At 63.8% G+C, this 26,581-nt stretch carries 21 protein-coding genes; 12 read left to right on the top strand and 9 right to left on the bottom strand.

Annotated features, from left to right (window positions below):
• Positions 1-297 precede the first annotated feature (297 nt).
• From WM94_RS20735 to WM94_RS20705, 7 genes are all read left to right on the top strand, one after another.
• Positions 298-1,461, top strand: a complete 1,164-nt coding sequence (locus WM94_RS20735) for an efflux RND transporter periplasmic adaptor subunit (RefSeq protein WP_061552026.1) — start codon at positions 298-300, stop codon at positions 1,459-1,461.
• Complete coding sequence (locus tag WM94_RS20730; RefSeq protein ID WP_061552021.1) at positions 1,458-4,550, top strand: multidrug efflux RND transporter permease subunit; 3,093 nt, start codon at positions 1,458-1,460, stop codon at positions 4,548-4,550. Before WM94_RS20735 ends, WM94_RS20730 begins: the two co-directional genes overlap by 4 nt.
• Before the next feature lie 9 nt (positions 4,551-4,559).
• Positions 4,560-5,234: a heavy metal response regulator transcription factor gene (locus WM94_RS20725; RefSeq protein ID WP_024086289.1), complete on the top strand. Its 675-nt coding sequence runs from the start codon at positions 4,560-4,562 to the stop codon at positions 5,232-5,234.
• The gene (locus WM94_RS20720; protein ID WP_061552020.1) at positions 5,209-6,612 is read left to right on the top strand and encodes a heavy metal sensor histidine kinase; all 1,404 of its coding nucleotides are present in this window, start codon (positions 5,209-5,211) and stop codon (positions 6,610-6,612) included. Before WM94_RS20725 ends, WM94_RS20720 begins: the two co-directional genes overlap by 26 nt.
• 267 nt (positions 6,613-6,879) lie before the next feature.
• Positions 6,880-7,104, top strand: a complete 225-nt coding sequence (locus tag WM94_RS20715) for a hypothetical protein (protein WP_015268983.1) — start codon at positions 6,880-6,882, stop codon at positions 7,102-7,104.
• A gap of 205 nt (positions 7,105-7,309) precedes the next feature.
• Positions 7,310-8,644 carry an OprD family porin gene (locus tag WM94_RS20710; RefSeq protein WP_054572342.1) on the top strand — a complete coding sequence of 445 codons (1,335 nt, stop codon included), beginning with the start codon at positions 7,310-7,312 and terminating at the stop codon, positions 8,642-8,644.
• Positions 8,645-8,877: 233 nt separating this feature from the next.
• On the top strand, positions 8,878-10,368 hold the full coding sequence (locus WM94_RS20705; RefSeq protein WP_015268981.1) for a sensor domain-containing diguanylate cyclase: 1,491 nt from the start codon (positions 8,878-8,880) through the stop codon (positions 10,366-10,368).
• Here WM94_RS20705 and WM94_RS20700 read toward each other — a convergent pair.
• A complete protein-coding gene (locus WM94_RS20700) occupies positions 10,365-10,841 on the bottom strand; it encodes a PA2169 family four-helix-bundle protein (RefSeq protein ID WP_013970965.1) in 477 nt (158 codons plus the stop codon). The genes WM94_RS20705 and WM94_RS20700 overlap by 4 nt on opposite strands.
• A gap of 203 nt (positions 10,842-11,044) precedes the next feature.
• On the opposite strand from WM94_RS20700, the gene WM94_RS20695 reads away from it, so the two are divergent.
• Entirely contained in the window at positions 11,045-11,266 is a 222-nt protein-coding gene (locus WM94_RS20695; protein ID WP_015268980.1) for a DUF3820 family protein, read from the top strand.
• A 122-nt stretch (positions 11,267-11,388) separates the two neighbouring features.
• Here the strand turns inward: WM94_RS20695 and WM94_RS20690 are convergent, their stop codons facing one another.
• From WM94_RS20690 to ptsP, 3 genes are read right to left on the bottom strand one after another with little or no spacing between them, the layout of a single operon-like run.
• Positions 11,389-13,128, bottom strand: coding sequence for a PTS fructose-like transporter subunit IIB (locus WM94_RS20690; protein WP_013970963.1), 1,740 nt, complete (start codon positions 13,126-13,128; stop codon positions 11,389-11,391).
• Positions 13,125-14,072 (bottom strand): 1-phosphofructokinase, encoded by a 948-nt coding sequence (gene pfkB / locus WM94_RS20685; protein WP_061552019.1) that lies wholly within the window; start codon positions 14,070-14,072, stop codon positions 13,125-13,127. The genes WM94_RS20690 and pfkB overlap by 4 nt, the downstream gene beginning before the upstream one ends.
• Positions 14,073-16,925, bottom strand: a complete 2,853-nt coding sequence (gene ptsP, locus WM94_RS20680) for a phosphoenolpyruvate--protein phosphotransferase (protein ID WP_061552018.1) — start codon at positions 16,923-16,925, stop codon at positions 14,073-14,075. It lies immediately after the preceding gene.
• Positions 16,926-17,209: 284 nt separating this feature from the next.
• On the opposite strand from ptsP, the gene cra reads away from it, so the two are divergent.
• Together cra and WM94_RS20670 are read left to right on the top strand one after the other, a co-directional pair.
• The gene (cra, locus tag WM94_RS20675) at positions 17,210-18,205 is read left to right on the top strand and encodes a catabolite repressor/activator (RefSeq protein ID WP_004376064.1); all 996 of its coding nucleotides are present in this window, start codon (positions 17,210-17,212) and stop codon (positions 18,203-18,205) included.
• Positions 18,206-18,207: 2 nt separating this feature from the next.
• Entirely contained in the window at positions 18,208-18,984 is a 777-nt protein-coding gene (locus WM94_RS20670) for a TatD family hydrolase (protein WP_061552017.1), read from the top strand.
• Between the two features lie 65 nt (positions 18,985-19,049).
• Here the strand turns inward: WM94_RS20670 and ampE are convergent, their stop codons facing one another.
• The 3 genes from ampE to WM94_RS20655 all read right to left on the bottom strand — a co-directional run bounded on the left by ampE (position 19,050) and on the right by WM94_RS20655 (position 22,730).
• The gene (gene ampE / locus WM94_RS20665; protein WP_061552016.1) at positions 19,050-19,880 is read right to left on the bottom strand and encodes a regulatory signaling modulator protein AmpE; all 831 of its coding nucleotides are present in this window, start codon (positions 19,878-19,880) and stop codon (positions 19,050-19,052) included.
• The gene (ampD, locus tag WM94_RS20660) at positions 19,877-20,449 is read right to left on the bottom strand and encodes a 1,6-anhydro-N-acetylmuramyl-L-alanine amidase AmpD (RefSeq protein WP_061552015.1); all 573 of its coding nucleotides are present in this window, start codon (positions 20,447-20,449) and stop codon (positions 19,877-19,879) included. Before ampD ends, ampE begins: the two co-directional genes overlap by 4 nt.
• 121 nt (positions 20,450-20,570) lie before the next feature.
• A complete protein-coding gene (locus tag WM94_RS20655) occupies positions 20,571-22,730 on the bottom strand; it encodes a DUF1631 domain-containing protein (RefSeq protein WP_061552014.1) in 2,160 nt (719 codons plus the stop codon).
• A gap of 242 nt (positions 22,731-22,972) precedes the next feature.
• Here WM94_RS20655 and nadC point away from each other — a divergent pair, with 242 nt between their 5' ends.
• Complete coding sequence (gene nadC / locus WM94_RS20650; protein WP_061552013.1) at positions 22,973-23,821, top strand: carboxylating nicotinate-nucleotide diphosphorylase; 849 nt, start codon at positions 22,973-22,975, stop codon at positions 23,819-23,821.
• A 63-nt stretch (positions 23,822-23,884) separates the two neighbouring features.
• Here nadC and trxB read toward each other — a convergent pair whose 3' ends face one another.
• Positions 23,885-24,847 carry a thioredoxin-disulfide reductase gene (gene trxB, locus WM94_RS20645; protein WP_015268972.1) on the bottom strand — a complete coding sequence of 321 codons (963 nt, stop codon included), beginning with the start codon at positions 24,845-24,847 and terminating at the stop codon, positions 23,885-23,887.
• Positions 24,848-25,175: 328 nt separating this feature from the next.
• On the opposite strand from trxB, the gene cysZ reads away from it, so the two are divergent.
• Positions 25,176-25,904, top strand: coding sequence for a sulfate transporter CysZ (cysZ, locus tag WM94_RS20640; protein WP_004376058.1), 729 nt, complete (start codon positions 25,176-25,178; stop codon positions 25,902-25,904).
• Positions 25,905-25,949: 45 nt separating this feature from the next.
• On the opposite strand, the gene WM94_RS20635 is transcribed toward cysZ, so the two are convergent.
• Positions 25,950-26,567 carry a GAD-like domain-containing protein gene (locus WM94_RS20635; protein WP_061552012.1) on the bottom strand — a complete coding sequence of 206 codons (618 nt, stop codon included), beginning with the start codon at positions 26,565-26,567 and terminating at the stop codon, positions 25,950-25,952.
• Positions 26,568-26,581 lie beyond the last annotated feature (14 nt).

Here is a 26,581-nt window from a genome sequence, read left to right as displayed (position 1 = left end):
GCGGCTGGCCCTAATAGGCCAGCCGCCTTTTCTTTTTCAAAATGTCAGCGCTGCCACAGATCTGAAGTCATGCGCCTCATGTTTGCTGCGCGACAGCGCAGCCCGGAAGGGCTGGGTGATCTCCCACGGGGAACGCAGATCGCCGCGCGACAGCGCAGCGCAAAAGGCGAACGATCTCCCGCGGAACAGGCGAAACTGACAGCACTGTCAGCCAGCGGTCACGCTGCCGACCCGGTTCGAGGGCTATAAGATTGAATACAGCCACTTCCCTCCCCTATGGCCAAGGTGCCCGCACCGATGCGACGTCCGTCCTGCCCTGTCATCCTCGCCGCCCTGGCGCTCCTGGTCCTGGCGGTAGCGGGTATCTGGTTCGGCCAGCGCCAGCCAGCACCTGCCACCCGCGCGCAAACCGCCATCCCGGTGCGCGTGGTCAGCGTCGTCCAGCAGAACGTGCCGCGCTATGCCAGCGCCATCGGCTCGGTGCTGTCGCTGCACAGCGTCGAGGTGCGCCCGCAAGTGGAGGGTGTACTGACCCAGGTGCTGGTCAAGGAAGGCCAGTGGGTGAAGGAAGGTGACCTGCTGGCCACCCTCGACGACCGCGCCATCCGCGCCAACCTCGACCAGGCCCGTGCTGAACTTGGCCAGAGCCAGGCGCAGATCCAGGTAGCCAACGTCGACCTGCAGCGCTACCGCCTGCTGAGTACCGACAACGGCGTTTCGAAGCAGACCCTCGACCAGCAGCAGGCCCTGGTCAACCGCCTGCAAGCCACGGTCAAGGGCAACCAGGCGGCCATCGCCAATGCCGAGGTGCAGCTGTCGTACACGCAGATCCGCTCGCCAGTGACCGGCCGGGTGGGTATTCGCAACGTCGACCCCGGCAACCTGGTGCGCACCAGCGATACCCGCAGCCTGTTCAGCGTCACCCAGATCGACCCGATCGCCGTCGAATTCGCCCTGCCGCAGCAAATGCTGCCGACCCTGCAAAGCCTGCTGAAGGCGCCCACCCCGGCACTGGTGCAGGCCTATATGGATGCCGACGGCGAACGCAGCCTGCTCGGTGAAGGCCACCTGGCACTGATCGACAACCAGATCTCCGCCACCACCGGCACCGTGCGGGTAAAAGCCGAGTTCGACAACAAGGACGGCCGCCTGTGGCCGGGCCAGCTGGTCACCATCCGCCTGCGCACCGCCGTGGAAGAAAACGCCCTGGTGGTGCCGCCGCCTGTGGTACAGCGCGGCGTCGACGGGCACTTTGTCTACCGCCTGGACGGTGACAAGGTCACCAGTGTGCCGGTCAAGGTGCTGTACCAGGACAGCGGGCTGAACATCATTGCCGGGGTCAAGCCGGGCGAGCGCCTGGTGCTCGATGGCCAGTCGCGGCTCAAGCCCGGTTCGCGGGTCGAGGTGGCCCCCGACGCCCCCGCGCCGTCGGAAATGGCCGACCGCCGGAGCCAGCCATGAACACGCGCAACGGTGTTTCGGCCTGGTGCATCGACCACCCCATCGCCACCCTGCTGCTGACCTTCGCCTTGGTGCTGCTGGGGGCCATCGCCTTCCCGCGCCTGCCGGTGGCACCACTGCCGGAAGCCGACTTCCCGACCATCCAGGTCACCGCCCAGCTGCCCGGCGCCAGCCCGGAAACCATGGCCTCGTCGGTGGCCACGCCGCTGGAAGTGCAGTTCAGCGCCATCCCCGGCATGACCCAGATGACCAGCAGCAGCGCACTGGGCTCGACCAACCTGATCCTGCAATTCACGCTCGACAAGAACATCGACACCGCCGCCCAGGAAGTGCAGGCGGCCATCAACACCGCCACCGCGCGCTTGCCGCAAGACCTGCCCAACCCGCCGACCTGGCGCAAGGTCAACCCGGCCGACAGCCCGGTGCTGGTGCTGACGGTCAGCTCCAGCCAGATGCCTGGCAACGACCTCAGCGACTACGCCGAAACCCTGCTCGCGCGCCAGCTGAGCCAGATCGACGGGGTCGGCCTGATCAACATCACCGGGCAACTGCGCCCGGCGATCCGCGTGCAGGCGCAACCCGAGAAACTGGCCGCCATCGGCCTGACCCTGGCCGACCTGCGCCAGGCCATCCAGCAGACCAGCCTGAACCTGGCCAAGGGCGCGCTGTACGGCGAGCACAGCGTTTCGACCATCGCCGCCAACGACCAGTTGTTCCATCCCGACGACTACGCCCAGCTGATCGTCTCCTACCGTGACGGTGCACCAGTGCTCCTGAGGGACGTGGCAAAGGTGATCAATGGCGCCGAGAACGCCTACGTCAAAGCCTGGTCCGGCGACCAGCCCGGGTTGAACCTGGTGATTTTCCGCCAGCCTGGCGCCAACATCGTCGATACCGTGGACCGGGTACTGGCTGCCCTGCCCAAGCTGCAGGAGATGCTGCCAGCCTCGGTCGAAGTGTCGGTGCTGCAGGACCGCACCCAGACCATCCGTGCCTCGCTGCATGAAGTGGAGCTGACCCTGATGATCGCCGTGGCCTTGGTGATCGGGGTGATGGCGCTGTTCCTGCGCCAGTGGTCGGCGACCATGGTGGTGTCCAGCGTGCTCGGCGTATCGCTGATCGCCAGTTGCGCGCTGATGTACATCTTCGGCTTCAGCCTGAACAACCTGACCCTGGTGGCCATCGTCATCTCGGTGGGCTTCGTGGTCGACGATGCCATCGTCGTGGTGGAGAACATCCACCGTCACCTGGAGGCCGGCGACGACAGCCGCACGGCAGCGCTCAAGGGCGCCGGGGAAATCGGCTTCACCGTGGTGTCGATCAGTTTCTCGCTGATCGCCGCGTTCATCCCGCTGCTGTTCATGGGCGGCGTGGTCGGCCGGCTGTTCAAGGAGTTCGCCCTTACTGCCACCGCCACCATCCTGATTTCGGTGGTGGTTTCGCTGACCCTGGCGCCAACCCTGTGCGCACTGTTCATGCGCCGCCCGCCCGGAGAGCACAAGGGCGGCTTCGGCGAGCGGCTGGTCAGGCGGTACGAAAAGGGCCTGGACCGCGCCCTCGCCCACCAGCGTCTGACCCTCGGGGTGTTTGGCCTGACCCTGGCCCTGGCGGTGGCCGGTTACGTGGGTATCCCAAAGGGCTTTTTCCCGCTGCAGGACACCGGCTTCATCCTTGGCACCAGCGAGGCGGCAGCGGATGTGTCGTACCCGTCGATGATCGAGAAGCACCAGGCGCTGGCCAAAATCATCGAGGCCGACCCGGCGGTGCGCGCGTTCTCCCACTCGGTGGGCGTCACCGGCAGCAACCAGACCATCGCCAACGGCCGTTTCTGGATCGCCCTCAAGCCGCGTGGCGAACGCGATGTGTCGGCCAGCGAACTGATCGACCGGCTGCGACCCAAGCTGGCCCAGGTACCAGGCATCGTCCTGTACATGCGTGCCGGCCAGGACATCAACCTAAGCTCCGGCCCGTCGCGCACCCAGTACCAGTACGTGCTCAAGAGCAACGACGGCATGGCGCTGAACCTGTGGACCCAGCGCCTGACCGAGCGCCTGCGGGAAAACCCGGCGTTCCGCGACCTGTCCAACGACCTGCAACTGGGCGCCAGCGTCACCCGCATCGATATCGACCGCCAGGCCGCGGCACGTTTCGGCCTGACCACCACCGACGTCGACCAGGCGTTGTACGACGCCTTCGGCCAACGGCAGATCAGTGAATTCCAGACCGAGACCAACCAGTACAAGGTGATCCTCGAACTGGATGCCCGCCAGCGCGGCAAGGCCGAAAGCCTCAACTACTTCTACCTGCGCTCGCCGCTGACCAACGAGATGGTACCGCTGTCGGCAGTAGCCCATGTAGCGGCGCCCAGCACCGGGCCGCTGTCGATCAGCCACGATGGCCTGTTCCCGGCGGCCAACCTGTCGTTCAACCTGGCCCCGGGCGTGGCCCTGGGCGATGCGGTGACCATCCTCGAGGGCACCCAGCGCGAGCTGGGCATGCCCGACTCCATCAGCGGCAACTTCCAGGGCGCGGCCCAGGCCTTCCAGAGTTCGCTGTCGAGCCAGCCTTGGCTGATCCTGGCTGCGCTGGTGGCGGTGTACATCATCCTCGGCGTGCTGTACGAAAGCTTCGTCCACCCGCTGACGATCATTTCCACCCTGCCCTCGGCCGGCCTCGGCGCGCTGATCCTGTTGTGGGCCTTGGGCCAGGACTTCAGCATCATGGGGCTGATCGGCGTGGTGCTTCTGATCGGTATCGTCAAGAAAAACGGCATCCTGCTGATCGACTTCGCCCTGGAGGCCCAACGCCGCCAGGGCCTGACCCCGGAGCAGGCGATCCATCAGGCCTGCCTGACGCGCTTCCGGCCGATCATCATGACCACCCTGGCCGCCTTGCTCGGCGCGGTGCCGCTGATGTTCGGCTTCGGCACCGGTTCCGAACTGCGCCAGCCACTGGGCATCGCCGTGGTTGGCGGCCTGCTGGTGAGCCAGGCGCTGACGCTGTTCACCACCCCGGTCATATACTTGGCCCTGGAGCGCCTGTTCCACCGCCGTCAGGCCGCCCGTGCGGCGGCGCCCAGTGCCAGTTAGGACAAGACCATGCGTGTGCTGATCATCGAAGACGAAGAAAAAACCGCCGACTACCTGCATCGCGGCCTCAGCGAACAGGGGTTTACCGTCGACCTGGCGCGGGACGGCATCGATGGCCTGCACCTGGCCCTGGAAGGTGACTACGCAGTGATCGTGCTGGATGTGATGCTGCCGGGCCTGGACGGTTATGGCGTGCTGCGCGCCCTGCGCGCGCGCAAGCAGACACCGGTCATCATGCTGACCGCCCGTGAACGGGTCGAAGACCGTATCCATGGCCTGCGCGAGGGTGCCGACGACTATCTGGGCAAGCCGTTTTCCTTCCTCGAACTGGTCGCCCGCCTGCAAGCCCTGACCCGCCGTAGCAGCAACCATGAACCGCTGCAGGTGCAGGTGGGTGACCTGTGGATTGACCTGATGGCGCGCAAGGCCACACGCGCCGGCCAGCGCCTGGAGCTGACGGCCAAGGAGTTCTCGCTGCTCAGCGTGCTGGCCCGCCGACAAGGTGAAATCCTGTCGAAGACAGCGATTGCCGAGCTGGTCTGGGACATCAATTTCGACAGCGATGCCAACGTCGTCGAAGTGGCGATCAAGCGCCTGCGCGCCAAGCTCGACGGGCCTTTCGACAACAAGTTGCTGCACACCATCCGAGGCATGGGCTATGTCCTGGAAAGCCGTGCGGGGTAATTCCATCGCGCTGCGCCTGTCGGCGCTGTTCATCCTGGTGGCGCTGGGCGTGTTCCTGCTGATCGGCTCGGCGCTGTACCGCCAGGTAGACCGCAGCCTCGACCTGCTGCCGCAAGCCGAACTGGACGCGCGCTTCAGTGTGCTCGAGTCCACCCTCAACCGCTTCGGCACACCGGAACACTGGGTCAAGATCAACAACAAGCTCAACCTGCTAAGTGAAGAGGACAAGCGCATTCGCTTCTGGGTGGTCAGCAGCAACCCGGCCTACGAATACGGCCACCCCAGCGAGCTGGTCCGCGCCTTCGCCGAAGGCGCGCAGGGCATGCGCGACCTGCACCTGCCCGACCGGCCCTACCCTTACAAGGTGCTGGTGAGCGAACTGCCGGCCCTGGGCGAGCGGCCGCCGCTGCGCTTTCTGATCGGCATCGACACCGAAACCTTCTGGCAGGCGCAGCACAGCCTGCTGGTGGCGATTGTCGGGCTGGCGGTGCTCGGCGTGCTGCTGGCCTCGCTGCTGAGCTACTGGGTGGCGCGCATCGGCCTGCGCCCGCTGCTGGCATTGTCCGTTGAGGCCCAGGCCCTGGCCCCACCGCACCTGGACGGGCGCCTGCAGACCCACACCTTGGCCCCGGAGCTTGCACAGTTCGCAGGTGCCTTCAACGCCGCACTGGACCGGGTAAGCCAGGCCTACTCGCGGCTGGAGGCGTTCAATGCCGACGTCGCCCACGAACTGCGCTCGCCGCTGACCAACCTGATCGGCCAGACCCAGGTTGCACTGACCCGAGGGCGCAGCGCCGAGCATTACTTCGAAGTGCTGCAATCGAACCTTGAGGAGCTGGAGCGCCTGCGCAGCATCATCAACGACATGCTTTTCCTGGCCAGTGCCGACCAGGGCAGCAAGGCCACTGCCCTGACCCAGGCCTCGCTGGCCCAGGAAGTGGCGACCACCCTGGACTACCTGGACTACATTCTCGAAGATGCGCAAGTCAGCGTGAGTGTGAGCGGTGATGCCCAGGCGCCCATCGAAAAGGCCCAGCTGCGCCGGGCGCTGATCAACCTGCTGAACAACGCCGTGCAGCACACCGCACCGCACCAGGTGATCGAGGTGCAGATCGCTGCCGGGCCGGAGCAGGTCAGTATCGCCGTGAGCAACCCGGGGCCGGCGATCGAGGAAGAGCACCTGCCGTTGTTGTTCGAACGCTTCTACCGGGTGGATGCGGCACGTAGCAATAGTGGTGGGGGTAACCATGGGTTGGGGTTGGCGATCGTCAAGGCGATTGCGCTGATGCATGGTGGGGAGGTGTTCGTGCGTAGTGCCGCGGGGGCCAATACCTTTGGTATCCAGTTACCAACCTCAAGGCCTACCCCGCCCGTTTAGGAGCAGCCTTGCGCTGCGAAAGGGCCGGTAGACCCCAATATCCTCTGATGCCTTCACTGGCCCTTTCGCAGCACAAGGCTGCTCCTACAAAGAAGCGCGGAAGTGCTCTAGGCTGGGGGTTTGCGGCGAAAGTCCAATTGCTTTTACTGCGATAGTTACCTTTTGCGCAACAGTGCTTATCGCTCTTCGCTCTGTTTCAAGTGCATTGAAAGGACTAACTTTACCCCCGTCCTCATTAGCACTTGCATCGCAAGAAGGTAGTTTCAAATGTCCAACAGTATGGGTATTGCCAGCGTCTTCGTCCTGTCTTCCCTGTTGTTGTCGCCCCTGGCCATGGCTGAAGAATCCAAGGCTTTCGTCACCCGTAATGCTGAGTTCGCCGCAGTCCACCAAGAGGCCCGCGAAGCCGTAGCCGCACAGCAGGTAGACACCGCAAAAGACGCTAACCAGACAGCTTCCAAGAACTCTGTCGATGCCAATGCCGACAGCTGATCAAGTGCTGTCGCTGCTCCCGTTTTCCCTTGGCTACGCCATGGGCACTACCAGTGCCGATATGTTAGCCTTTTAAAGCCGCTGCCGATCAGCGGCTTTTTTTATGTGCTTCAACTATCAGCCAAGCTGTAACGTTCACCTATAAAAAAGACGCACATTCGAAAATAAAAACTGCCCCACCGCCAGACCCAAGGAGCTAGTACCGGTGCCTTCCGCGTTTCGTTTTACCCCGCTGTTCATTGCGTTGACTGCAACGATCCCTTTCGCCGCCCAGGCAGATGAAGACAAGGCTGATGGCTTCATCGAAGGCTCGTCCTTCAACCTGCATTTCCGTAATGCCTACTTCAACCGCGACAACCACAACGCCGGCGTGCGCGACACCCGCGAGTGGGGCCAGGGTGCGGTTGCACGTTTCGAGTCGGGCTACACCCCGGGTGTGGTCGGCTTTGGCCTGGACGCCCATGCCATGCTGGGCCTGAAGCTCGACGGAGGCGGCGGCCATGCTGGCACCAGCATCCTGCCGACCCACCAGAAGAACGAAGACGAACTGGGTGCTGCCCCGCACTCGTTCTCCACCGCCGGTGCCGCGGTCAAGCTCAAGGCGTTCGACACCGAGCTGAAAGCCGGTGACCTGTTCCTCACCAACCCGGTGATCGCTGGCGGCGAAACCCGCATGCTGCCGCAGACCTTCCGTGGTGTGAGCCTGACCAACACCAGCATCGACGGCCTGCTGCTCGAAGGCGGCCAGGTGAGTTTCACCAAGCCGTACAACCAGAGCGGCCACCGCCGCATCGACACCTACTACGGTTCGTTGGGCGAGCATGACAAAAGCAAGCACCTGAACTGGGCCGGCGCGTCGTGGAGTGGCACCCCGAACATCACTGCCAACCTGTATGCAGCCGAACTGAAGGACATCTGGAACCAGTACTACGCCGATTTCGACTACACCTATGTGGTCAACGATCTGGTCAGCCTGAACCCGGGCGTGCACTTCTATCACACTCAGGACACCGGCCAGGCACTGCTGGGCAAGATCGACAACAACACCTACAGCGTGCATTTCACCGTCAACGCCGGGTTCCACAGCGTCACGGCCGCCTATCAGCGGGTCAATGGCAACACGCCGTTCGACTACATCAACCTGGGCGACAGCGTCTACCTGGACAACTCGCGCATGTACTCGGACTTCAACGCACCGAACGAACGCTCGTGGAAACTGCAGTACAACTATGACTTCGCTGGTGTGGGCATCCCTGGCCTGAGTACGGTGCTGTCGTACTCGCGCGGTGAAGCCGACCTGACCAAGGCCACCCAGGACACTACCCACTACGACTACTACCGTGCCGATGGCAAGAACGCCATGCACTGGGAACGCGACGTGGACGTGAAGTACGTGTTCCAGGAAGGAGACCTCAAGGACCTGTCGGTGCTGGTGCGCTATGCCACCCACCGCGGCAGCCAGGGTTATGCGTCGATCGACAGCAACAGCGACAACGATGAACTGCGGGTGATCGTGGATTACCCGTTGAACGTGTTCTGATCCTGGACCGCAAGCTAGACATCCAACCTGTGGGAGCGGGCGTGCCCGCGAACACCGGCGAAGCCGGTGCCATGCACCGCGGCGCTTGCTTCGCGGGCATGCCCGCTCCCACAAGGTTCGCGGTCAGTCCAGAAAAAGGTATACCGTGATTCCGTCGGAGAAATCTTGTCCGACAATCCCTGCTTCCCTAGAATGTCGCCGCCGCGAATGGCCCTGCCCACGCAGTAGCGAGCATGACCTCCCGATCACCGCGTTTCGCACTCTACAGGTCACACCCCGAGCTGCTCCTCAACCTGGGCAGTTGCCTTGCCGTGCTCGCCATCGTGGCCATCGTCAGCTACCTGCTGGCGCGGGAGCGCGACAATATCGAGCTGTCGGCGATCCGCTCGTCCAACAATATTGTCCAGCTGATCGAAAGCGACATCCTGCGCAATGTCGAACTCTACGACCAGTCGCTGCAGGGCCTGATCTGGGCGGTCGGGCGCAAGGAGCTGCCGGAAATACCCGGCCCGGTGCGTCAACGCCTGCTATTCAATGAAGCCTTCGTCGACCGCAAGCGCGGTGACGTGCTGTGGCTGGACAAGCAAGGCAACGTGGTGGGCGATTCCACCAGTAGCGTGCCACGCAAGGCCAACTTCAGCGGTACAGGGGTATTCCAGGCCCATCTGCACAACGCCAACCTCGGCCTGCTGGTCGGCCCGCCGTTCAAGGCCAGGCTCGGCGACCTGGACTGGTGCATCAGTTTCAGCCGGCGCATTTCCGGGCCCAATGGCGAGTTCGTCGGCCTGGCCGCGGGGGCACTGCGCCTGTCCTACTTCAGTGACCTGTTTCAGCGCCTGGACATCGGCGACGATAGCAGCATCAACCTGCTCAACACAGACGGCCAACTGTTGGCCCGCCAGCCCAGCCGCGCGCAAGACCCGGCGATTGGCAGCAATTATGCCGAACGGCCCAATTTCAAACGCATTCTCAGCGAGCAGAACGGCAGCTTTACCGCACGCTCCAGCCGCAACGGCACCCCGCGCATGTACACCTTTGCCCGGGTCGCTCAGTTGCCGCTGATCGTGCTGGTCGTGCGTTCGGCCGATGAAGTTTTCGAGTCGTGGCGCCGCACTGCGATCGTGGTCGGCGTCGCCACAGGGGTACTGTGTGTGGGTATCCTCTGGCTGACCCTGCTGCTGGGCCGCGAGTTGCGCCGCCGACAAGAGGCCGAACAGGGTCTGGCCAACCTGGCCGCCACCGACAGCCTGACTGGCTTGCCCAACCGCCGCCACCTGGACCAAGTACTCCGTCAGGAATGGGCCCGCGCCCAGCGCAATCGCAAGTCATTGGCAGTGCTGATGGTGGATGTGGATCACTTCAAGGCATTCAACCAGCGCCACGGCCACGCCGGTGGCGACCATGCCTTGCGCGAAGTGGCCAGGACCATCGAGGCGTGCATCCGGCGCCCGGCCGATCTCGCGGCGCGCTATGGGGGTGAAGAATTCCAGGTGGTGTTGCCGGAAACTGACCTGGCCGGTGCGCAACTGCTGGCGGAGCGCATCCGCGCCAGCGTCGAGGCGCTGGCACCGTTTGCCGACGATGCCCACTCTGTCACGGTGAGCATCGGCATTGGCCTGTCAGGCACCCAGCACGACCTGGCGAGGGTGCTGGGTGCTGCCGATGAAGCGCTCTACCGAGCCAAGGCCAAAGGCCGCAACCGGGTAGAGGGGCCTGCGGACTAGCTGCGGGCGCGCGCGGCGTTGCGCAAGGCCCTGACCTGATCATGGTTACGCTGCACACCTTGAAGCTGTTTTTCCACCAGGGTGTAGGTCTGGTCGCTGGCGGTGCGGCCCAGCTTGACCAGTTTCTCGCGAGCTTCCTTGTAGGCCTTGAGGGCATGGTCCTCGCCCCGCTCCACCTCGTTCAGCACCGCTTCCTCATCCTTGCCGGTGACCATCGCCTTGAGGTTGACCCAACCCCGATGCAGGTCACCGCTGATGCTGGTGGAGGTTTCCGGGTCGCCACCCAGGCGACGCACCTCGCTCTGCAGTTCGCCAGCCGCATTGGCGCACTCACCGGCACGCTGAACGAAGAACGCTTTAAGTTCGGGGTTCTTCACATCATCGGCCGAGGCCTTGAAGCCTTTCTCACCATCCTTGCTGTACTCGATCAGGTCGTTGAGCACGTCGATCACGTCTTTGTTGGGATTGCTCATGGCACAAACTCCTTGGCAGGTGATAGTCATCTGTAAGGGAGCAGCGTTCGTGCCAAGCGAGGATTATCTATAAAGTTCTTAAAAATCAATAATATAAAAACAGAAGGTCTGAGCTTGATCACGGCGTTCTGCATGATTGCCGCTTGGGCCTTCGTGCAGATTGCAGTATGGTCGGCGCTTTTCAACAGCCAGGTGCGCCGATGATGAAGCCGGAAACCCTCGAACTGCTGGTCACCCGCACCATGCCGTTTGGCAAGTACCAGGGACGAATCATTGCCGACCTGCCGGGGGATTACCTGGCCTGGTTTGCGCGCAAGGGTTTCCCGGCGGGGGAATTGGGTGGGTTGCTGGCGCTGATGCACGAGATCGATCACAACGGGCTGGGCGATCTGCTTGTGCCGTTGCGGCAGAAGCACGGGCGGTGACCTGTTCTGGCCTCTTCGCGGGTGAACCCGCTCCCACAGAGACCGCGCCGGACCTGATGCCTGTGCAGTACCTGTGGGAGCGGGTTCACCCGCGAAGAGGCCAGTAAGGCCCACTGAAATCTCTAACCCTTCACCGGCGCTACCGCCAACTCCACCCGCTCGCTCTTCTTGATCACCGCATACACCACCGCCGTCAGCAGGCTACCCGCCACGATCGCCAACAAGTACAGCAGCGCATGGTTGATCGCATTGGGGATCAACAGCACGAACAAGCCGCCATGCGGCGCCATCAGCTTGCAGCCGAAGTACATCGACAATGCCCCGGTCAACGCCCCACCGGCCACGCTGGCCGGGATCACCCGCAGCGGGTCCTTGGCGGCAAACGGGATCGCCCCTTCGGAGATGAAGCACAGCCCCAGCGCCAACGCCGCCTTGCCCGCTTCACGCTCGCTCTGGGCAAACTTGCGTCGGGCCAGGAAGCTGGCGATACCCAGGCCAATTGGCGGCACCATGCCGGCGGCCATTGTCGCCGCCATCGGCGCATAGCTCGACGAGGCCAGCAGCCCCACCGAGAAGGCATACGCGGCCTTGTTGATCGGCCCGCCCAGGTCGACGCACATCATGCCACCCAGCAACAGACCCAACAGGATGGCATTGGTGGTGCCCATGCTGTCGAGAAATTGCGTGAGCCCTTCCAGCATCGCCGCCACTGGCTGGCCAACCACGTAGATCATCACCAGGCCGGTGAACAGGCTGGCCAGCAGCGGGATGATCAGGATCGGCTTCAGTGCCTCCAGGCTGCTGGGCAAGCGCGCCCAGCGGGCAATGGCCTTGGCGCTGTAGCCAGCGAGGAAGCCGGCGACGATACCCCCGATGAAACCGGCGCCCAGAGTGCTGGCCAGCAGACCGCCGATCATGCCGGGCGCCAGCCCCGGGCGGTCGGCGATGGACCAGGCGATATAGCCGGCCAGCAGCGGCACCATCAACTTGAACGCAGCCTCGCCGCCGATCTGCATCAACGCCGCCGGCAAGGTGCCCGCTTCTTTGTAAGCCTCGATACCGAATACGAACGACAGGGCAATCAGCAGGCCGCCAGCCACCACCATCGGCAGCATGAACGACACGCCGGTGAGCAGGTGCTTGTATACCCCGCTCTTCTCGCCCTTGGCTGGCGTGCTCGCCGCTGCGGCATCGCCGCTGTTTTCCACCTTGGCATCAGCCAGGGCCTTGTCGAGGGTCGCGCGGGCCTGCTTGAGGGCGATACCGGTGCCACAACGGTAAATGCGCTTGCCAGCGAAACGCGCGGTGGGCACTTCGATGTCGGCGGCCAGCAGCACTACATCCGCTGCAGCGATGGCTTCGGCAGACAAGGGGTTACGCGCACCGACCGAGCCCTGGGTCTCGACGGTGAGCTCGTAGCCCAGTTGCTGCGCAGCCTGCTGCAAGGCTTCCGCGGCCATGAATGTATGCGCGACGCCAGTCGGGCAAGCCGTGACGGCGACGATGCGTGCGCCAGCGCTGCCAGTTTCAGCCGGAAGGCCTGGCACCGTGGCCAGCAGATGGGCGCTGGAAGCCGCCTCATCGAGGAAGCCTTCGCGGTCGGCCAAAGCCTGGGATGGCGTGCTCTGGTAAACGCGCTTGCCGACGAAACGCTCCAGGTCCACCGGGCCGGTGCTGACCACCAGCACCCAGTCGGCCTCGGCGATCTGCGTGGCGCTCAGTTGCCGCTCGGGGTGGCCGGCATCCTGCACTTCGACGCTGGTGCTCCAGCCCCGCCGCTGGGCAGCGGCGGACAGCAAGCGCGCGCTCAGCACGCTCGACACCTGGCCGTTGGGGCAGGCAGTGACAATGGCAATGTTCATCGGCAACCCTCTTGTTGTTCTGTCAGTTGCACGGCGGCTTCCAGACGCGCCAGTTGCTCGCGGTCACGGATGCCGAAACCAACCTGGGTAACAGCCTGTGCTGCGATCGCGGTGGCACGGGTCAAGGTCTGCGCCGGGGCTTCGCCCTGCAGCAGGCCGTGGACCATGCCGGCCACCAGCGAATCACCTGCGCCCACCGTGCTGGCGACCTGCACCTTGGGCGGGCAAGCATGTACGGCATGGTCATGGGTAAACCAGCTGACGCCCTGCTCGCCCGCCGACACCACCACGTGTTCGACGCCACTGGCCAGCAGGCGCTCGGCAGCAGCGCGCTGCTGCGCCGGGTTATCCACAGCCAGGCCGAGCACCTCGCCCAACTCTTCGGTATTGGGCTTGACCAGCCAGGGCGAGCTCTGCAGGCCGGCACGCAGGGCTTCACCGCTGCTGTCCAGGGCCACCTTCAGGCCTTGCGCCTTGAGCTGTTCGAGCAACTGTCGGAACCAGTCGGCGCTGATCCCACGCGGCAGGCTACCAGCCACCACCACCGCATCGTGGCCCGGGGCAACCTGCGCCAGGCAGCGCAGCAATGCACTGCGCGCCGCTTCGTCGACTTCCGGGCCTTGGCCGTTGATGTCGGTGACACGGCCATCGGCTTCGACCAGCTTGATATTACTGCGGGTTTCGCCCGGCACGCGGACAAAGCAGTCGACGAAGCCGCGCCAGTCGATCAGCGCCTCGAAAGGCTGCAGGTTGTCACGCCCGAGGAAGCCGCCAACAGTGACGGTGTGGCCCAGGTCGGCCAGTACCTGGGCAACATTCAGTCCCTTGCCTGCGGCGTGGCTGTGCTGCTCCTGGCTGCGATTTACCTGCCCTGGGCGCAGGGTACCCAGGCCGATGGTGATATCCAGCGCAGGGTTCAGGGTGAGGGTGAGGATCTTGGCCATTCAGTAACGCTCCACCAGCGCGCGAACCGCTGCGGCGCTGTCCTGTTGCAGGGCCTCGCGCGCCAGGGCGCGGGCCGTCTGGTGATCGGCCTGGCGAACCAGGGCCTTGACTTCGGCAATGCTGCGCGCGGCGACGCTGAGTTCGTCCACGTCCAGGCCCAGCAGCACGGCCACTGCCTGCGGGTCGGCCGCCAGCTCGCCGCACACGCCCACCCACTTGCCATGGGCATGGGCGGCGCGCACGGTCATGTCAATCAGGCTGAGCACCGCCGGATGCAGGCCGTCGGCCTGGGCCGAGAGGCTGGGGTGACCACGGTCGATGGCCAAGGTGTACTGGGTCAGGTCGTTGGTGCCGATGCTGAAAAAGTCCACTTCGCGCGCCAGTTGTGGTGCCAACAGCGCTGCCGAGGGCACTTCGACCATGATACCCAGTTGCAGGTCGACTACCGGGATCTCGGCGCGCAGGCGCTCGACCATGGCGCGCGCCTCGCGCCATTCATGCACCTGCCCGACCATCGGGAACATGATGCGCAGCGGGCGCTGGTCGGCAGCGCGCAGCAGGGCGCGCAACTGGTCTTCCATCACCTGCGGGCGCAGCAGGGTAAGGCGTACGCCGCGCACACCGAGGAACGGGTTTTCCTCGGCAGCGATCGGCCAGTACGGCAGCGGCTTGTCGCCACCGACATCGAGGGTGCGCACCACCAGCGGGCGCCCGTCGAGGCCATCGAGCACGCGACGGTACTCGGCTTCCTGGGTCGCCACGTCCGGGGCCTGGGTGTGGGCCATGAAAATCAACTCGGTGCGCAGCAGGCCAACGCCTTCGGCGCCCTGCTCCACTACCTTGGCGATGCCGTTGCTCTCGCCGATGTTGGCAAACACCTCGACAGCGTGACCATCGCGAGTGACCGCCGGCTCGAAGCGGTTGGCCCAGGCGGCCTGCAAGCGTTGCTCGCGCAGGTCGCGCTCGGCCAGGGCCTTTTGCAGTTCATCCGCCGGCGGCGCCACGCTGACCACGCCACGCTGGCCATCGAGCAGCAACGGCGTGCCGCTGTCCAACAGCAGTATCGACGCCCCCGCGCCCACCACCGCCGGAATGCCCAAGGCACGGGCGACGATGGCACTGTGGGCGGTGGCGCCACCCTGGGCGGTGACGATACCGGCGACGCGGCTCGGGTCCAGCCGGGCGACATCGGACGGGCCGACTTCGGTCATTACCAGCACGTAGGGTTGCTCGGGTTCAGCCTGGGCCTGCACGCCACACAACTGCGCCAGCACGCGGCGGCCGATGTCACGCAGGTCGGCAGCACGTTCGGCGAGCAAGGCATCGTGCAACGACTCCTGTTGACGCGCCGCCGCCTCGATCACTGCCATCCATGCTGCCGCGGCGCTTTCGCCCTGGCCCAGGCGCTGCTCGACATCGTCGCTCAGGGCCGGGTCTGCGAGCATTTCCTGATGGGTGACGAAGATTTCGCCAATGGCCTTGTCGCTGCGCTGGACCAAAGCCTGCAGCTCGCCATTCACGGTCGCCACAGCTTCACGCAGCTTCTGCCGCTCCTGGGCGCAGGACTCACCGCGCAGGGGGTAGTCGAACTCACGCTCGACACACACATGGGCCGGGCCACTGGCAATGCCGGGCGCAGCACCCACGCCGTGGATACGGCTACCGGCCACGGGCGCTTGCAGCACTTCGGCCGCTGCGCCAGCTACAACCTCAGCACTCTGCGGCAGTGGCTCCACCTCTTCACCCAGGCCTTGTTCGATGGCGGCCAGCAGCACCGGCAAGGCATCGGGGGCGATGCCGGGCTCAGCCACCAGCTCCAGTGTCTGGCCACGTCGGGCGCCGAGACTGAGCAGCTTGCTCAGGCTCTTTACGGACACCGCCGGCTGCGCGCTATCCGCCAGCCGCACACGGATTTCCCCATCGAAACCTTTGGCCAGTTGCGCCAATACCTTTGCCGGGCGGGCATGCAAACCGTGCGGGTTGGCCAGCACCACGCGCGCACTGGGCCAGTCTGTCGGCGCCTCACCGCCTAGCACCTCCAGCACCGCGCGGCTGCTGGTAGCCTGGTAGAGCATCTGCCCGCGGCCTTCGATCAGCACTTCGCACAGGCGTTCGAGCAAGGCCTGGTGGGCTGCACCGAGGCTGGCCAGGCAGAACAGGCCGTTGAGCGGTTGGTCGCGGTAACGCAGCGGCTGCTGCGGGGTGATGAAGGCCAGCCCCGGCTGGCGCACCTGGCGCTCGCTGTGCAGCCACCACAGGCCCTCGCCCAGCGGCAGCGGTTCGGCCTGCTGCAGGACGGCGGCAAAACCGCTATCGACGCAGTCGGCGCGCTGTAACAGACGGGCGCCGCGCCAGGCCAGCTCATCGAAGTCTTCGGCCGGCAGGTTCAGGCCGACCAACTGCGCATCCAGCGCCAGTTCCTGAGGCGCGCCCTGCAACAGCTTCAGCAACGCCTCCGCGGAACCGGCGCGCCGCAGAGCTTCGGCCAGGTCAGTCTCGCCCAGGGCGCGGGTCAGCAGTTGCAGCAGGCGCAGGTGCTCATCGGAACGGGCAGCGATGCCGATAGCCAGATAGACCATCTGGCCATCGCCCCAGTCCACGCCCTCGGGAAACTGCAACAGGCGCACGCCGGTGGCGTACACCAGGTCACGGGTCTGCGGCGTGCCATGGGGGATGGCAATGCCCTGCCCAAGGAAGGTAGAGCCTTGTGCCTCTCGGGCCTGCAGCCCTTGCAGGTATCCCTCGGCGACCAGGCCGTCAGCGACCAGCCGGTCGGCCAGCAGGCGCAATGCCTCGGCCTTGTCGGCGGCCTTCTGGCCCATGGCTATCTGCTCCTTGGCGAGCTCGAGCATGACCTTCTCCTTTTGCAGTTCCCGGTCGGGTACTGGAGTATTGTTGTGAAATTCACATGAACGGCCAGTTCAACAGCCTTGCACGGATGGCAGCCGAGGCAGAAAATTCGGCAGCTGAAACGATTAATCTGACCAGACGGCCACGTTACTCGATAATCTGCCGAGGAAAAAGCCCCATCCTGTCGGACAATTGCGACAATGGTCGTCTGCGCGTGGCGCCCCCGCCGGGTCAAACTACCCGGTCAAGGCTCACAGCCAGCCCCGGTAATAACAAGGAAAATTCGGTGAAACTCAGCGATATCGCCCGTCTGGCCGGTGTGTCCGTGACCACTGCCAGCTACGTCATCAATGGCAAGGCCGAACAGCAGCGCATCAGCAACAGCACTGTCGAGCGGGTACGCGCGGTGGTCGAGGCCCACGGCTTCACCCCCAACCCGCAGGCCGCTGGCCTGCGCAGCCGGCATACCCGCACTCTGGGCTTCATTCTCCCGGATCTGGAGAACCCCAGCTACGCCCGCATCGCCAAGCAGCTCGAACAAGGTGCCCGCGCCCGTGGCTACCAGCTGCTGATTGCCAGCAGCGACGACCAGCCCGACAGCGAGCGCCAGTTGCAACAGCTGTTCCGCGCCCGCCGTTGCGATGCACTGTTCGTCGCCAGCTGCCTGCCGCCAGAGGACGACAGCTACCGCGAGCTGCAGGACAAAGGCCTGCCGGTAATCGCCATCGACCGCCGCCTGGACCCTGCGCACTTCTGCTCGGTGATCAGCGACGACCGCGACGCCAGCCGCCAGCTGGCCGCCAGCTTGCTGAGCGCCGCCCCGCGCAGCATCGCCTTGATCGGCGCCCGCCCCGAGCTGTCGGTCAGCCAGGCACGTGCCGGTGGCTTCGACGAAGCCCTGCAAGGCTATGCCGGCGAGGTTCGCCGCTATCAGGGTGAAGCGTTCAGCCGAGAGTGCGGCCAGCGCCTGATGCAGCAACTGATCGATGACCTTGGCGGCCTGCCGGATGCCCTGGTGACAACCTCCTACGTGCTGCTGCAAGGGGTGTTCGACACCTTGCAGGCGCGCACTGCCGACTCACGCCAGCTGCAGCTGGGTACCTTTGGCGACAACCAGTTGCTCGACTTCCTGCCGCTGCCAGTCAATGCCATGGCCCAGCAGCATGGCCTGATTGCCGCCACCGCGCTGGAACTGGCACTGGCCGCGATCGAGGACAAACGCTACGAACCTGGCGTGCATGCCGTCGGTCGAACGTTCAAGCAACGCATTACAGCGGCCTGAACATGCGCCTGATCGACACCCACACCCACCTGGACTTCCCCGACTTCGACGCCGACCGCCCACGACTGCTGGCCAACGCGGCGTCGCGCGGGGTGGAGAGGATGGTGGTGCTGGGGGTGTACCAGGCAAATTTCCAGCGGGTATGGGACCTGGCCTGTGCCGATAAGCGCCTGTTCGCCGCACTCGGCCTGCATCCGGTCTACCTCGACCGGCATCATCCCGAGCACCTGGCGCAGTTGCGCGAGTGGCTGCAGCGCCTGCACGGCGACCCACGGCTTTGTGCCGTGGGCGAGTTTGGCCTGGATTATTACCTCGAAGACCTGGACAAGGCCCGCCAGCAGAAGCTGTTCGAAGCGCAACTGCAGATGGCCTGCGACTTCGAACTGCCCGCACTGCTGCACGTGCGCCGCAGCCATGCCCAGGTGATCGCCACGCTCAAGCGCTACAAGCCGGCGCGGGCGGGGGTGATTCATGCGTTTGCCGGCAGTTACGAAGAGGCCCGCGAGTACATCAAGCTGGGCTTCCGGCTTGGGCTTGGCGGTGCAGGTACCTGGCCACAGGCCTTAAGGCTGCGCAAGACCCTGGCGCGGTTGCCGCTGGACAGCGTGGTGCTGGAGACCGATGCGCCGGACATGGCGCCGGTCATGTACCCAGGGGTGAGGAACAGCCCGGAGCACCTGCCGGAAATTGCCGGGGTGCTGGCGCAGGTGATGGGGGTGGATGTCGCGGAACTGGCTCAAGCCAGCACCCGCAATGCTTGCGAGTTGTTTGGCTGGTAGCTGAAGTGCTGGCACCTGCGTGGGCCTCTTCGCGGGCTTGCCCGCGAAGAAGCCAGCGTGTCAGTTCAGACAAGCACCGTCCACAGCGCAAACCCGGCATACCACAGCACCGCACAGCGCAGCAGCAGTTCCCACAGGCTGTCGAGCCGGCCCAGCCCGCGCTGGCTGTCTTCTTCTTCGGGAATGTCATCGGCAATGCGCCCGACCCTGGCAACCAGGTGGCCGGCGCTGATGTGCCAGTTGAGCACCTCGTGCAGCATCACCCGGGTGACCGCGAGAAAGTTGCCGACCAGGGCGAAACTCAAGGCCAGCACCCGTACCGGCAGCCAGTCCATGATATGCCTGAGCTGCTCGGCACGGGCCTTCAACGCCGGTTGCTTGCTGTGTTCGCCACACAGAGCCAGCAAGCGATAGGCCAGGGCTGCACCCGGGCCCAGCACGAAGTACCAGAAGATCACCGCGAAAAAGCCCTGGTACACCTGCCATAGCAAGTTGCCCTGCACCTGCACCAACAGGCTTCGCGGCTCGTCGGCCGCCAGCCCAAGGTCGCGCTCGGCCACGTGCAGCGCGGCCTGGTCATCACCGCGCCGCCAGGCATCACGGAACGGCCCCATCGATGCCTTGGCATCGCCGCGGCCCAGACTGTAGATCAGCACCAGCAGGTGCACCGGCAACGCCAGCAAGCCATACGCCACCGGGTCCAGAACATGCAGCAGCAAAACCAGCAGCGCTACCGGTGCCAACACCAGAATGGCCAGCGTCCACCATGGGTGCACCTTGCCGCTGCGCTCCAGGCGCACCAGTTCGCCAAGGAAGAACCCATCTCGCTGCACCTGATGGCGCAGGGCCGAGAACTTCTCGACCCAAAGCGCCAGCAACAACACCAGAAAACTCATGCCTTGTCCTCGTTTTGCTGCAGCGCCTTTCGGTAGCGCGGCCAGTCGAAGGCCGGGCCGGGGTCGGTCTTGCGCTGCGGGGCAATGTCGCTATGGCCCTGGATGCGGTCCAGCCCGATGGCCGGCCAGGCACCGAGGATGTGCCGGGTAAGTTGCTCCAGCACCGCGTACTGGGCATCGGTATAGGGCAGGTCGTCGGTGCCCTCCAGTTCTATACCGATGGAGAAATCGTTACAGCCTTCACGCCCGTCGAAGCACGACACACCAGCATGCCAGGCGCGGTCGAGCAACGACACGAACTGGGTCACCGCGCCGTCACGCTCGACGAACAGGTGCGCTGATACGGTCAGGTGGTTGATGCTGGCGAAGTACGAGTGCTCATTGGGGTCCAGGCGGTTCTGGAAGAATTGCTGGACCTTGCCGGTACCGAAGCAGGCCGGCGGCAGGCTGATGTTGTGAATAACCAGCAGGGAAATCGATTCGCCTTCGGGGCGAGCATTGAAGTTCGGCGAGGGGCAATGGGTGATTCCGATTCCGTGGAACCAGCCAGTGGCACGGTCCAATTGCATGGGGCAGATCCTGAAAGCGCCGTGAACAGGTAGACAGTATGCCCTTTGACCAACAGCGTTTGCATGTGAATGATTGTAATACCCGCTCCCACAGGGATAGCGCAAACCTGCAGATCTTGCGCTAGAGAGGTACCCCTACGCGAAGCGTTTCGAGTACTGCTTCCAGCGCGCGCTCGAACAAAAGCCCGTCATCCAGCACCCGCACCTCACCTCGATGCAGTGCCCGGGCCAGGCTGGCCCCGTTCCATTCGCGTACTTTCATACCGGTGCGGTTGGCGAACACCAGCCGGTCGCTACTGTCGACGCGCGCCACCAGTTTGCAGCGCAGCGGTTCGTCCTCGTCCAGCACTTCTACCCAGGTACCGATACGCAGGCGCTGCACCTGACGCACGGCCACAGCCTGCCCGTCGGCAAACTGCGACGGAGCGCAAGCGGGTTCTTCGGCAATCGCCAGGACGATGTCCTCGGCCACCAGCACTTCGCTCAAGGGCTGGCCCTCAGTGCCGGGCTGCATCGCGGTACCCGCGCAGGCACGCAGGTGCAGCTGTTCCAGTTGCAGGAAGAATTCGCGGGTCGCTGCCGAGTCCAGGGCCACGCTGGCCAGGCCATCGCGCAGTGCCTTGAGCAGGCCCGGTACCTGCTGCAGCAAGGCATGCGGCTCATGCGGCGGAGTGATGCTGGCCAGCAGCGTGTCCATCGTCTGCAAGGCATCCCGCCAGGCCTGGGATGCTTCACCTTGCTTGAGCCAGGCCAGCAGCAGTACCTGGCTCCAGGCTTGCACCAGCATCTGTACCACCACCTGCGGCAATAACCTACCGCGCAGCCGTTGGTTGAGAGCATGCTGCACCTGCTGCCTGGCCTGCAGTGTTCGGGCACGCCCTTCTTCGGCGTCGCGGGTGCGTTGTTCGAGCAGCTCGTTGCGCCGCCGCTCGTCCTGGTTAAAAGCGAGGAAGTCTTCGAGCAGTTCGGCGAACAGGCTGGTATCTTCGGCAAAATCATTGAAAAGGCGCTGGACGATACGCTCCACCCGCAGGTGCAGGCTGTCACGCATACCGTCGCCGCCGCATTCCCAGCCGATTGCCGCGCCAGCGATCTCGTTGAGCAGCCGGCGGGCCGGGTGGCTGGCACGACTGAGCAGCCCCTTGTCCAACAGGGCCACTTTAAGCAGCGGAATGTGCAAACGCCCGATCAGCGCACGCAGGCTGGCCGGCAAGTTGTCGTCGTTCTGGATGAAGACGAACAGCAGGCCAACCAGGTTGATCATGTCTTCGTCGGCAACATCGATACGCCGGCGTGTGCCGCTGCGCACGCTGACCCGCAACAGCAATTGTTCAAGCTGTTGGCCAAGTTCGAAATCGTCGGCCTCGTGGGTAGCGGGCACATAGTGCTGCAAATGCGAAAGCAGGCGCAGCAGGTCGGCGGTGCTGATTGGCTGGGCGGCGGCCACCGCCTGCAAACGAGGCGCGAACTTTCCACGCACCGGGGCCAGCAGTGTTTGCAACGAGGCAAAGAAAGCCTGCCCTGCCGCGTCCGAGCCCACCTCGTGACCCAGGTTCGCCGGCCCACGACCTACGCTCATGCGCCGGTCTTCGGCACGCCGACGTGGTGCCGACGGCAACTCAGGCAGTACACCGGCGGCGGCCAGCAACTGGTTGGCTTCACCATAGATCACGTCGGCATCGCGCAACACATAGCGCTCGAACAGTTTGAGCAGGACCAGCTTGACCCGCAGGCCAACCCCCAGGTTGCGGCCAGCGTCGAGGAAGTAGCCGCACAGCGCTGCGGGCCCCAGCGGGTTGTGCTGCTCGTGCAGGGGGCGGTCGAGCAGTACCTGCAAGCGCAGGCCCAGTTGCTGCAGGGCAATACCGTCGCGTGACAGCACGCGCGCGACCATGCCTTCTATCGCGCCAGCCCGTTCCACATGGGCCTTGCTGCGCAGGTTACCCGGCTCGACCATGTGCGCCAGCAGGTCAACCTGGCCGATACGGGCAAAGGCATCATAGAACGTGTCGAGAAAACCGCGCTCGATACTCTTGCGCTTCAGGCGCAGGTCACGCATGGCCTCAAAGTACAAGTTCTGGTCACTGCGGTCGAAGGCCTTGTCGGCCATCTCGAAGAGGGTGTCGTCAGCATTGTCGAACAAGCCCTGCAGGCCCTGACGCAACTGCAAGGCGGCCTTGTCGCGCACCTGCAGGAGCAATACCGGAAGGCAAGGCAGAGGCGCACGCCCGCCTCGATCGATGGCTGCCGCCAAGGGCACCACCTTGCCTTCTTTTTGCATCCTGTACTCCTTGCAGGGTGTCTCGCCCGAAGGGGCTGAAGATCGTCAAAGTCATGACGCCAAATACTGGTCACCATTATCGGTAAAAATCCGCACAGCTGCCAGCGCCGTTTCACTAGCTGGCTAATGACCCTGATTTACCACGCCTGCTCACACCGGCCGACCAAAGGTCATCGCCGAGGCGACTGTACACACCGGCCCCCTGCCCTATAATCGCCGGCATCTAGCTTGTGGAGCCGACCATGCCGAACCTACGCCTTGCCGACCTGACCGCTGAAATCGAAGCCAATGTGCGCCGTGCGCTGTTGGAGGACATCGGCAGTGGCGATATCACCGCGCAGTTGATCCCGGCCGAGCGCCTGGCCAAGGCGACCATCATTACCCGCGAAGACTGCTTGATCGCCGGCACCGCCTGGGTCGATGCCGTGTTCCGCCAACTCGACCCACGCGTGGCCGTGCACTGGCAGGTGGCCGATGGCGAGCGCGCCACGGCCAACCAGCCACTGTTCCATCTGGAGGGCCCCGCGCGTTCGCTGCTCAGTGGTGAGCGCAGTGCATTGAACTTCCTGCAGATGCTGTCGGGTGTCGCCACTCGTGCGCGCTTCCTTGCCGACCTGGTGGAAGGCACCCAGGTACGCCTGCTGGACACCCGCAAGACCCTGCCGGGCCTGCGCCTGGCGCAGAAGTATGCAGTGACCTGCGGCGGTTGCGACAACCACCGCATCGGCCTGTACGACGCCTTCCTGATCAAGGAAAACCACATCGCAGCCAGCGGCGGCGTGGCCGCGGCCGTGGCGGCGGCGCACCGCATTGCGCCGGGCAAGCCGGTGGAAATCGAAGTGGAAAGCCTGGATGAGCTGCGCCAGGCACTGGCCGCTAGTGCCGACATCATCATGCTCGACGAGCTGACTCTGGAAGAGATGCGCGAAGCAGTGCGCATTACTGCGGGCAAGGCCAAGCTGGAAGCCAGTGGCGGGGTCAACGAGACGACCTTGCGGGTGATTGCCGAGACTGGGGTGGACTACATCTCGATTGGTGCCATGACCAAGGATGTGAAGGCGGTGGACCTGTCGATGCGGTTGAGCCTGTAAGCTGATTGCAGGCATGAAAAAACCGGCCTCAGGGCCGGTTTTTTCATTGGTGGCGCTCTCGGATCAGAACGAAGCGTTGGCCAGCCCATCCAGGTAACGCTCGACATCCAGCGCCGCCATGCAGCCGGCACCGGCCGAGGTAATGGCCTGGCGATAAACGTGGTCGGCCACGTCACCGGCGGCGAACACGCCCTCGATGTTGGTGGCGGTGGCATTGCCCTCACGGCCGCCGTTGACCACCAGGTAGCCGTCCTTGAGGGTCAGCTGGCCTTCGAACAGCGAGGTGTTCGGGGTGTGGCCAATGGCGATGAACACGCCGTCGACCTTGATTTCGTCGCTGCTGCCATCGTTGTTCTTCAGGCGCGCACCAGTCACGCCCATGTTGTCACCCAGCACTTCGTCCAGGGTGGCATTGAGCTTGAGCTCGATCTTCCCTTCGGCCACACGGGCGTGCAGCTTGTCGACCAGGATCTTCTCGGCGCGGAAGGTATCGCGACGGTGTACCAGAGTCACCTTGCTGGCGATGTTGGCCAGGTACAGCGCCTCTTCCACGGCAGTGTTGCCCCCTCCCACCACGGCGACCGGCTTGTTGCGGTAGAAGAAGCCGTCGCAGGTGGCACAGGCCGAAACACCCTTGCCCATGAAGGTTTCTTCCGACGGCAGGCCCAAGTAGCGGGCGCTGGCGCCAGTGGCGATGATCAACGCGTCACAGGTGTACTTGCCGCTGTCACCCTGCAGGGTGAAGGGTTTGTTGGCCAGGTCGACGGCGTTGATGTGGTCGAAGACGATTTCGGTTTCGAAGCGCTCGGCGTGTTCCTGCATGCGCTGCATCAGCGCAGGGCCGGTCAGGCCGTGGGGGTCGCCCGGCCAGTTGTCGACTTCGGTGGTGGTGGTCAGCTGGCCACCGGCCTGCATGCCGGTGATCAGCAGCGGCTTGAGGTTGGCACGGGCGGCATACACCGCAGCGCTGTAACCGGCAGGGCCGGAACCGAGAATGATGACGCGCGAATGACGTACTTCAGACATGTCGAACTCCTGTCGAGCGGGCCGCAGGGCCGGCATCGGTGTACCGGCTGCGCCTGCCTGGAAATTAAAAAGGACCCACGCAGCACTTGGGGAAGGCTACAACGCGCAGGCCCATAAAGCGGAAAGTGAGCGCACTGTAGCGAGGTCGCAAAGATTAAGGAAATATCCTTCGACAATCCACCTCATAGCCATCGTCTATTCAGCGATTTGATCGATAGCCAAGCCCTGCTGCTTTTGTTACAGCCCGTTTCCCGCCAGCTGCCCGCCTTTCGTCGGCGCGGCAAACTCGGTAAGGTCAGCGCGTTTTCCTTCTCTGCGGAGTCTCTCGATGCAAGCCCCTGTACTCTCTGGCCCCCAGTACCTGCGCGAAGGCCTGAAACTGGTGCTGAGCCCCAATCTGCGGTTGTTCGTGCTGCTGCCGCTGGCGGTCAACCTGCTGCTGTTTGGCGGCCTGATCTACTTCGCCGGCCACCAGTTCAGCCTGTGGGTGGACGCCCTGATGCCGAGCTTGCCGAGCTGGCTGAGCTTTCTCACCTACATCCTCTGGCCGCTGTTCGTCGCCCTGGTGGTGCTGATGGTGTTCTTCACATTCACCCTGGTGGCCAACATCATCGCCGCGCCGTTCAACGGCTTTCTGGCGGAAAAGGTCGAGGTTGTGGTGCGTGGCGAGGACAATTTCCCCGCGTTCAGCTGGGGCGAACTGGTGGCCATGGTGCCACGTACCTTCGGCCGTGAAATGCGCAAGCTGGGCTACTTCCTGCCACGGGCCATCGGCCTGTTCATCCTGTCGCTGATCCCGGTGGTCAACGTGGTGGCGGCGCCGCTTTGGCTGATCTTCGGGGTGTGGATGATGGCTATCCAGTACATCGACTACCCGGCGGACAACAACAAGATGAGCTGGCAGGACATGCTCGCCTGGCTGCGGCAGAAGCGCTGGCAATCGCTGGGCTTTGGCGGCATCACCTATCTGGCGTTGATGGTGCCGGTGGTGAACGTGCTGATGATGCCGGCGGCGGTGGCCGGGGCTACGTTGTTCTGGGTGCGGGAGCGCAACTGAAGGGGCGAGGGGCTGCAGGGCAGCCCCTTTTTGCAGATTGCGTTTCTAGAAGTCAGAGAAGCTGTAGGGTTCTAGAGTAGAAATCTGAGAAAGCAATATCAAATGTTCCACTGCCTTAACCTTTTCGATATTAGCAAGTTTACTTGGCCCACCGAACGCCAAGGCCGGAACAAAACCATACATTTCATCGTGCTTTAGCATGCCTAATTTTCTCTTTGCTGGCTCGAATAGGTCGCCGAAATCATTGGATTCCTTCTCCATGCCCAGGAAAAAACCTTGCACTTCCCTATCGATATCAGCTGTCGCTAATTCATGATCATTGCCAGAATAACGTGACGCGTAGGCTATAATGTCCAATGAAAACCCGGAATTTTCACCCCATAGATAGAGATCGCCAAAGGCACCGCGAGCGACTAGATGATACGTATCACGCCCCTCTAATGCAGTACCTTCAATGAATGAAGCGACCACCCCCTCGTAATCCTGCGGGTTGACAGTCCAGAATATCCCGTCGCCGTATCCACACCATCCGTGCTCAGCCCAATATTCCAATAATTTTTCCGGCAATTTTCCACTATAACGCTGTATGCTCGAAGGCGGAACCTCTTGCCGGAATACAGGATTACCCATTTCCTCTATAAAAATTGAAAAGAATTTATCCATATTAAAAAACTCTA

The sequence above is a fragment of the Pseudomonas sp. ABFPK genome, assembly GCF_001586765.1.
Classification (GTDB): domain Bacteria; phylum Pseudomonadota; class Gammaproteobacteria; order Pseudomonadales; family Pseudomonadaceae; genus Aquipseudomonas; species Aquipseudomonas asiatica.
This window is presented reverse-complemented; position numbering and strand designations above follow the sequence as displayed.

Excerpts from the sequence above, each read along its gene's own strand:
- nadC (WP_061552013.1), top strand. The coding sequence starts at position 22,973 with ATGCCGAACCTACGCCTTGCCGACCTGACCGCTGAAATCGAAGCCAAT.
- WM94_RS20655 (WP_061552014.1), bottom strand. The coding sequence starts at position 22,730 with ATGCAAAAAGAAGGCAAGGTGGTGCCCTTGGCGGCAGCCATCGATCGA.
- WM94_RS20715 (WP_015268983.1), top strand. The coding sequence starts at position 6,880 with ATGTCCAACAGTATGGGTATTGCCAGCGTCTTCGTCCTGTCTTCCCTG.
- WM94_RS20720 (WP_061552020.1), top strand. The coding sequence starts at position 5,209 with ATGTCCTGGAAAGCCGTGCGGGGTAATTCCATCGCGCTGCGCCTGTCG.
- WM94_RS20735 (WP_061552026.1), top strand. The coding sequence starts at position 298 with ATGCGACGTCCGTCCTGCCCTGTCATCCTCGCCGCCCTGGCGCTCCTG.
- WM94_RS20705 (WP_015268981.1), top strand. The coding sequence starts at position 8,878 with ATGACCTCCCGATCACCGCGTTTCGCACTCTACAGGTCACACCCCGAG.
- WM94_RS20690 (WP_013970963.1), bottom strand. The coding sequence starts at position 13,128 with ATGAACATTGCCATTGTCACTGCCTGCCCCAACGGCCAGGTGTCGAGC.
- ptsP (WP_061552018.1), bottom strand. The coding sequence starts at position 16,925 with ATGCTCGAGCTCGCCAAGGAGCAGATAGCCATGGGCCAGAAGGCCGCC.
- WM94_RS20635 (WP_061552012.1), bottom strand. The coding sequence starts at position 26,567 with ATGGATAAATTCTTTTCAATTTTTATAGAGGAAATGGGTAATCCTGTA.
- WM94_RS20700 (WP_013970965.1), bottom strand. The coding sequence starts at position 10,841 with ATGAGCAATCCCAACAAAGACGTGATCGACGTGCTCAACGACCTGATC.
- WM94_RS20670 (WP_061552017.1), top strand. The coding sequence starts at position 18,208 with ATGCGCCTGATCGACACCCACACCCACCTGGACTTCCCCGACTTCGAC.
- pfkB (WP_061552019.1), bottom strand. The coding sequence starts at position 14,072 with ATGGCCAAGATCCTCACCCTCACCCTGAACCCTGCGCTGGATATCACC.
- WM94_RS20730 (WP_061552021.1), top strand. The coding sequence starts at position 1,458 with ATGAACACGCGCAACGGTGTTTCGGCCTGGTGCATCGACCACCCCATC.
- WM94_RS20725 (WP_024086289.1), top strand. The coding sequence starts at position 4,560 with ATGCGTGTGCTGATCATCGAAGACGAAGAAAAAACCGCCGACTACCTG.
- trxB (WP_015268972.1), bottom strand. The coding sequence starts at position 24,847 with ATGTCTGAAGTACGTCATTCGCGCGTCATCATTCTCGGTTCCGGCCCT.
- ampD (WP_061552015.1), bottom strand. The coding sequence starts at position 20,449 with ATGCAATTGGACCGTGCCACTGGCTGGTTCCACGGAATCGGAATCACC.
- ampE (WP_061552016.1), bottom strand. The coding sequence starts at position 19,880 with ATGAGTTTTCTGGTGTTGTTGCTGGCGCTTTGGGTCGAGAAGTTCTCG.
- WM94_RS20695 (WP_015268980.1), top strand. The coding sequence starts at position 11,045 with ATGAAGCCGGAAACCCTCGAACTGCTGGTCACCCGCACCATGCCGTTT.
- cysZ (WP_004376058.1), top strand. The coding sequence starts at position 25,176 with ATGCAAGCCCCTGTACTCTCTGGCCCCCAGTACCTGCGCGAAGGCCTG.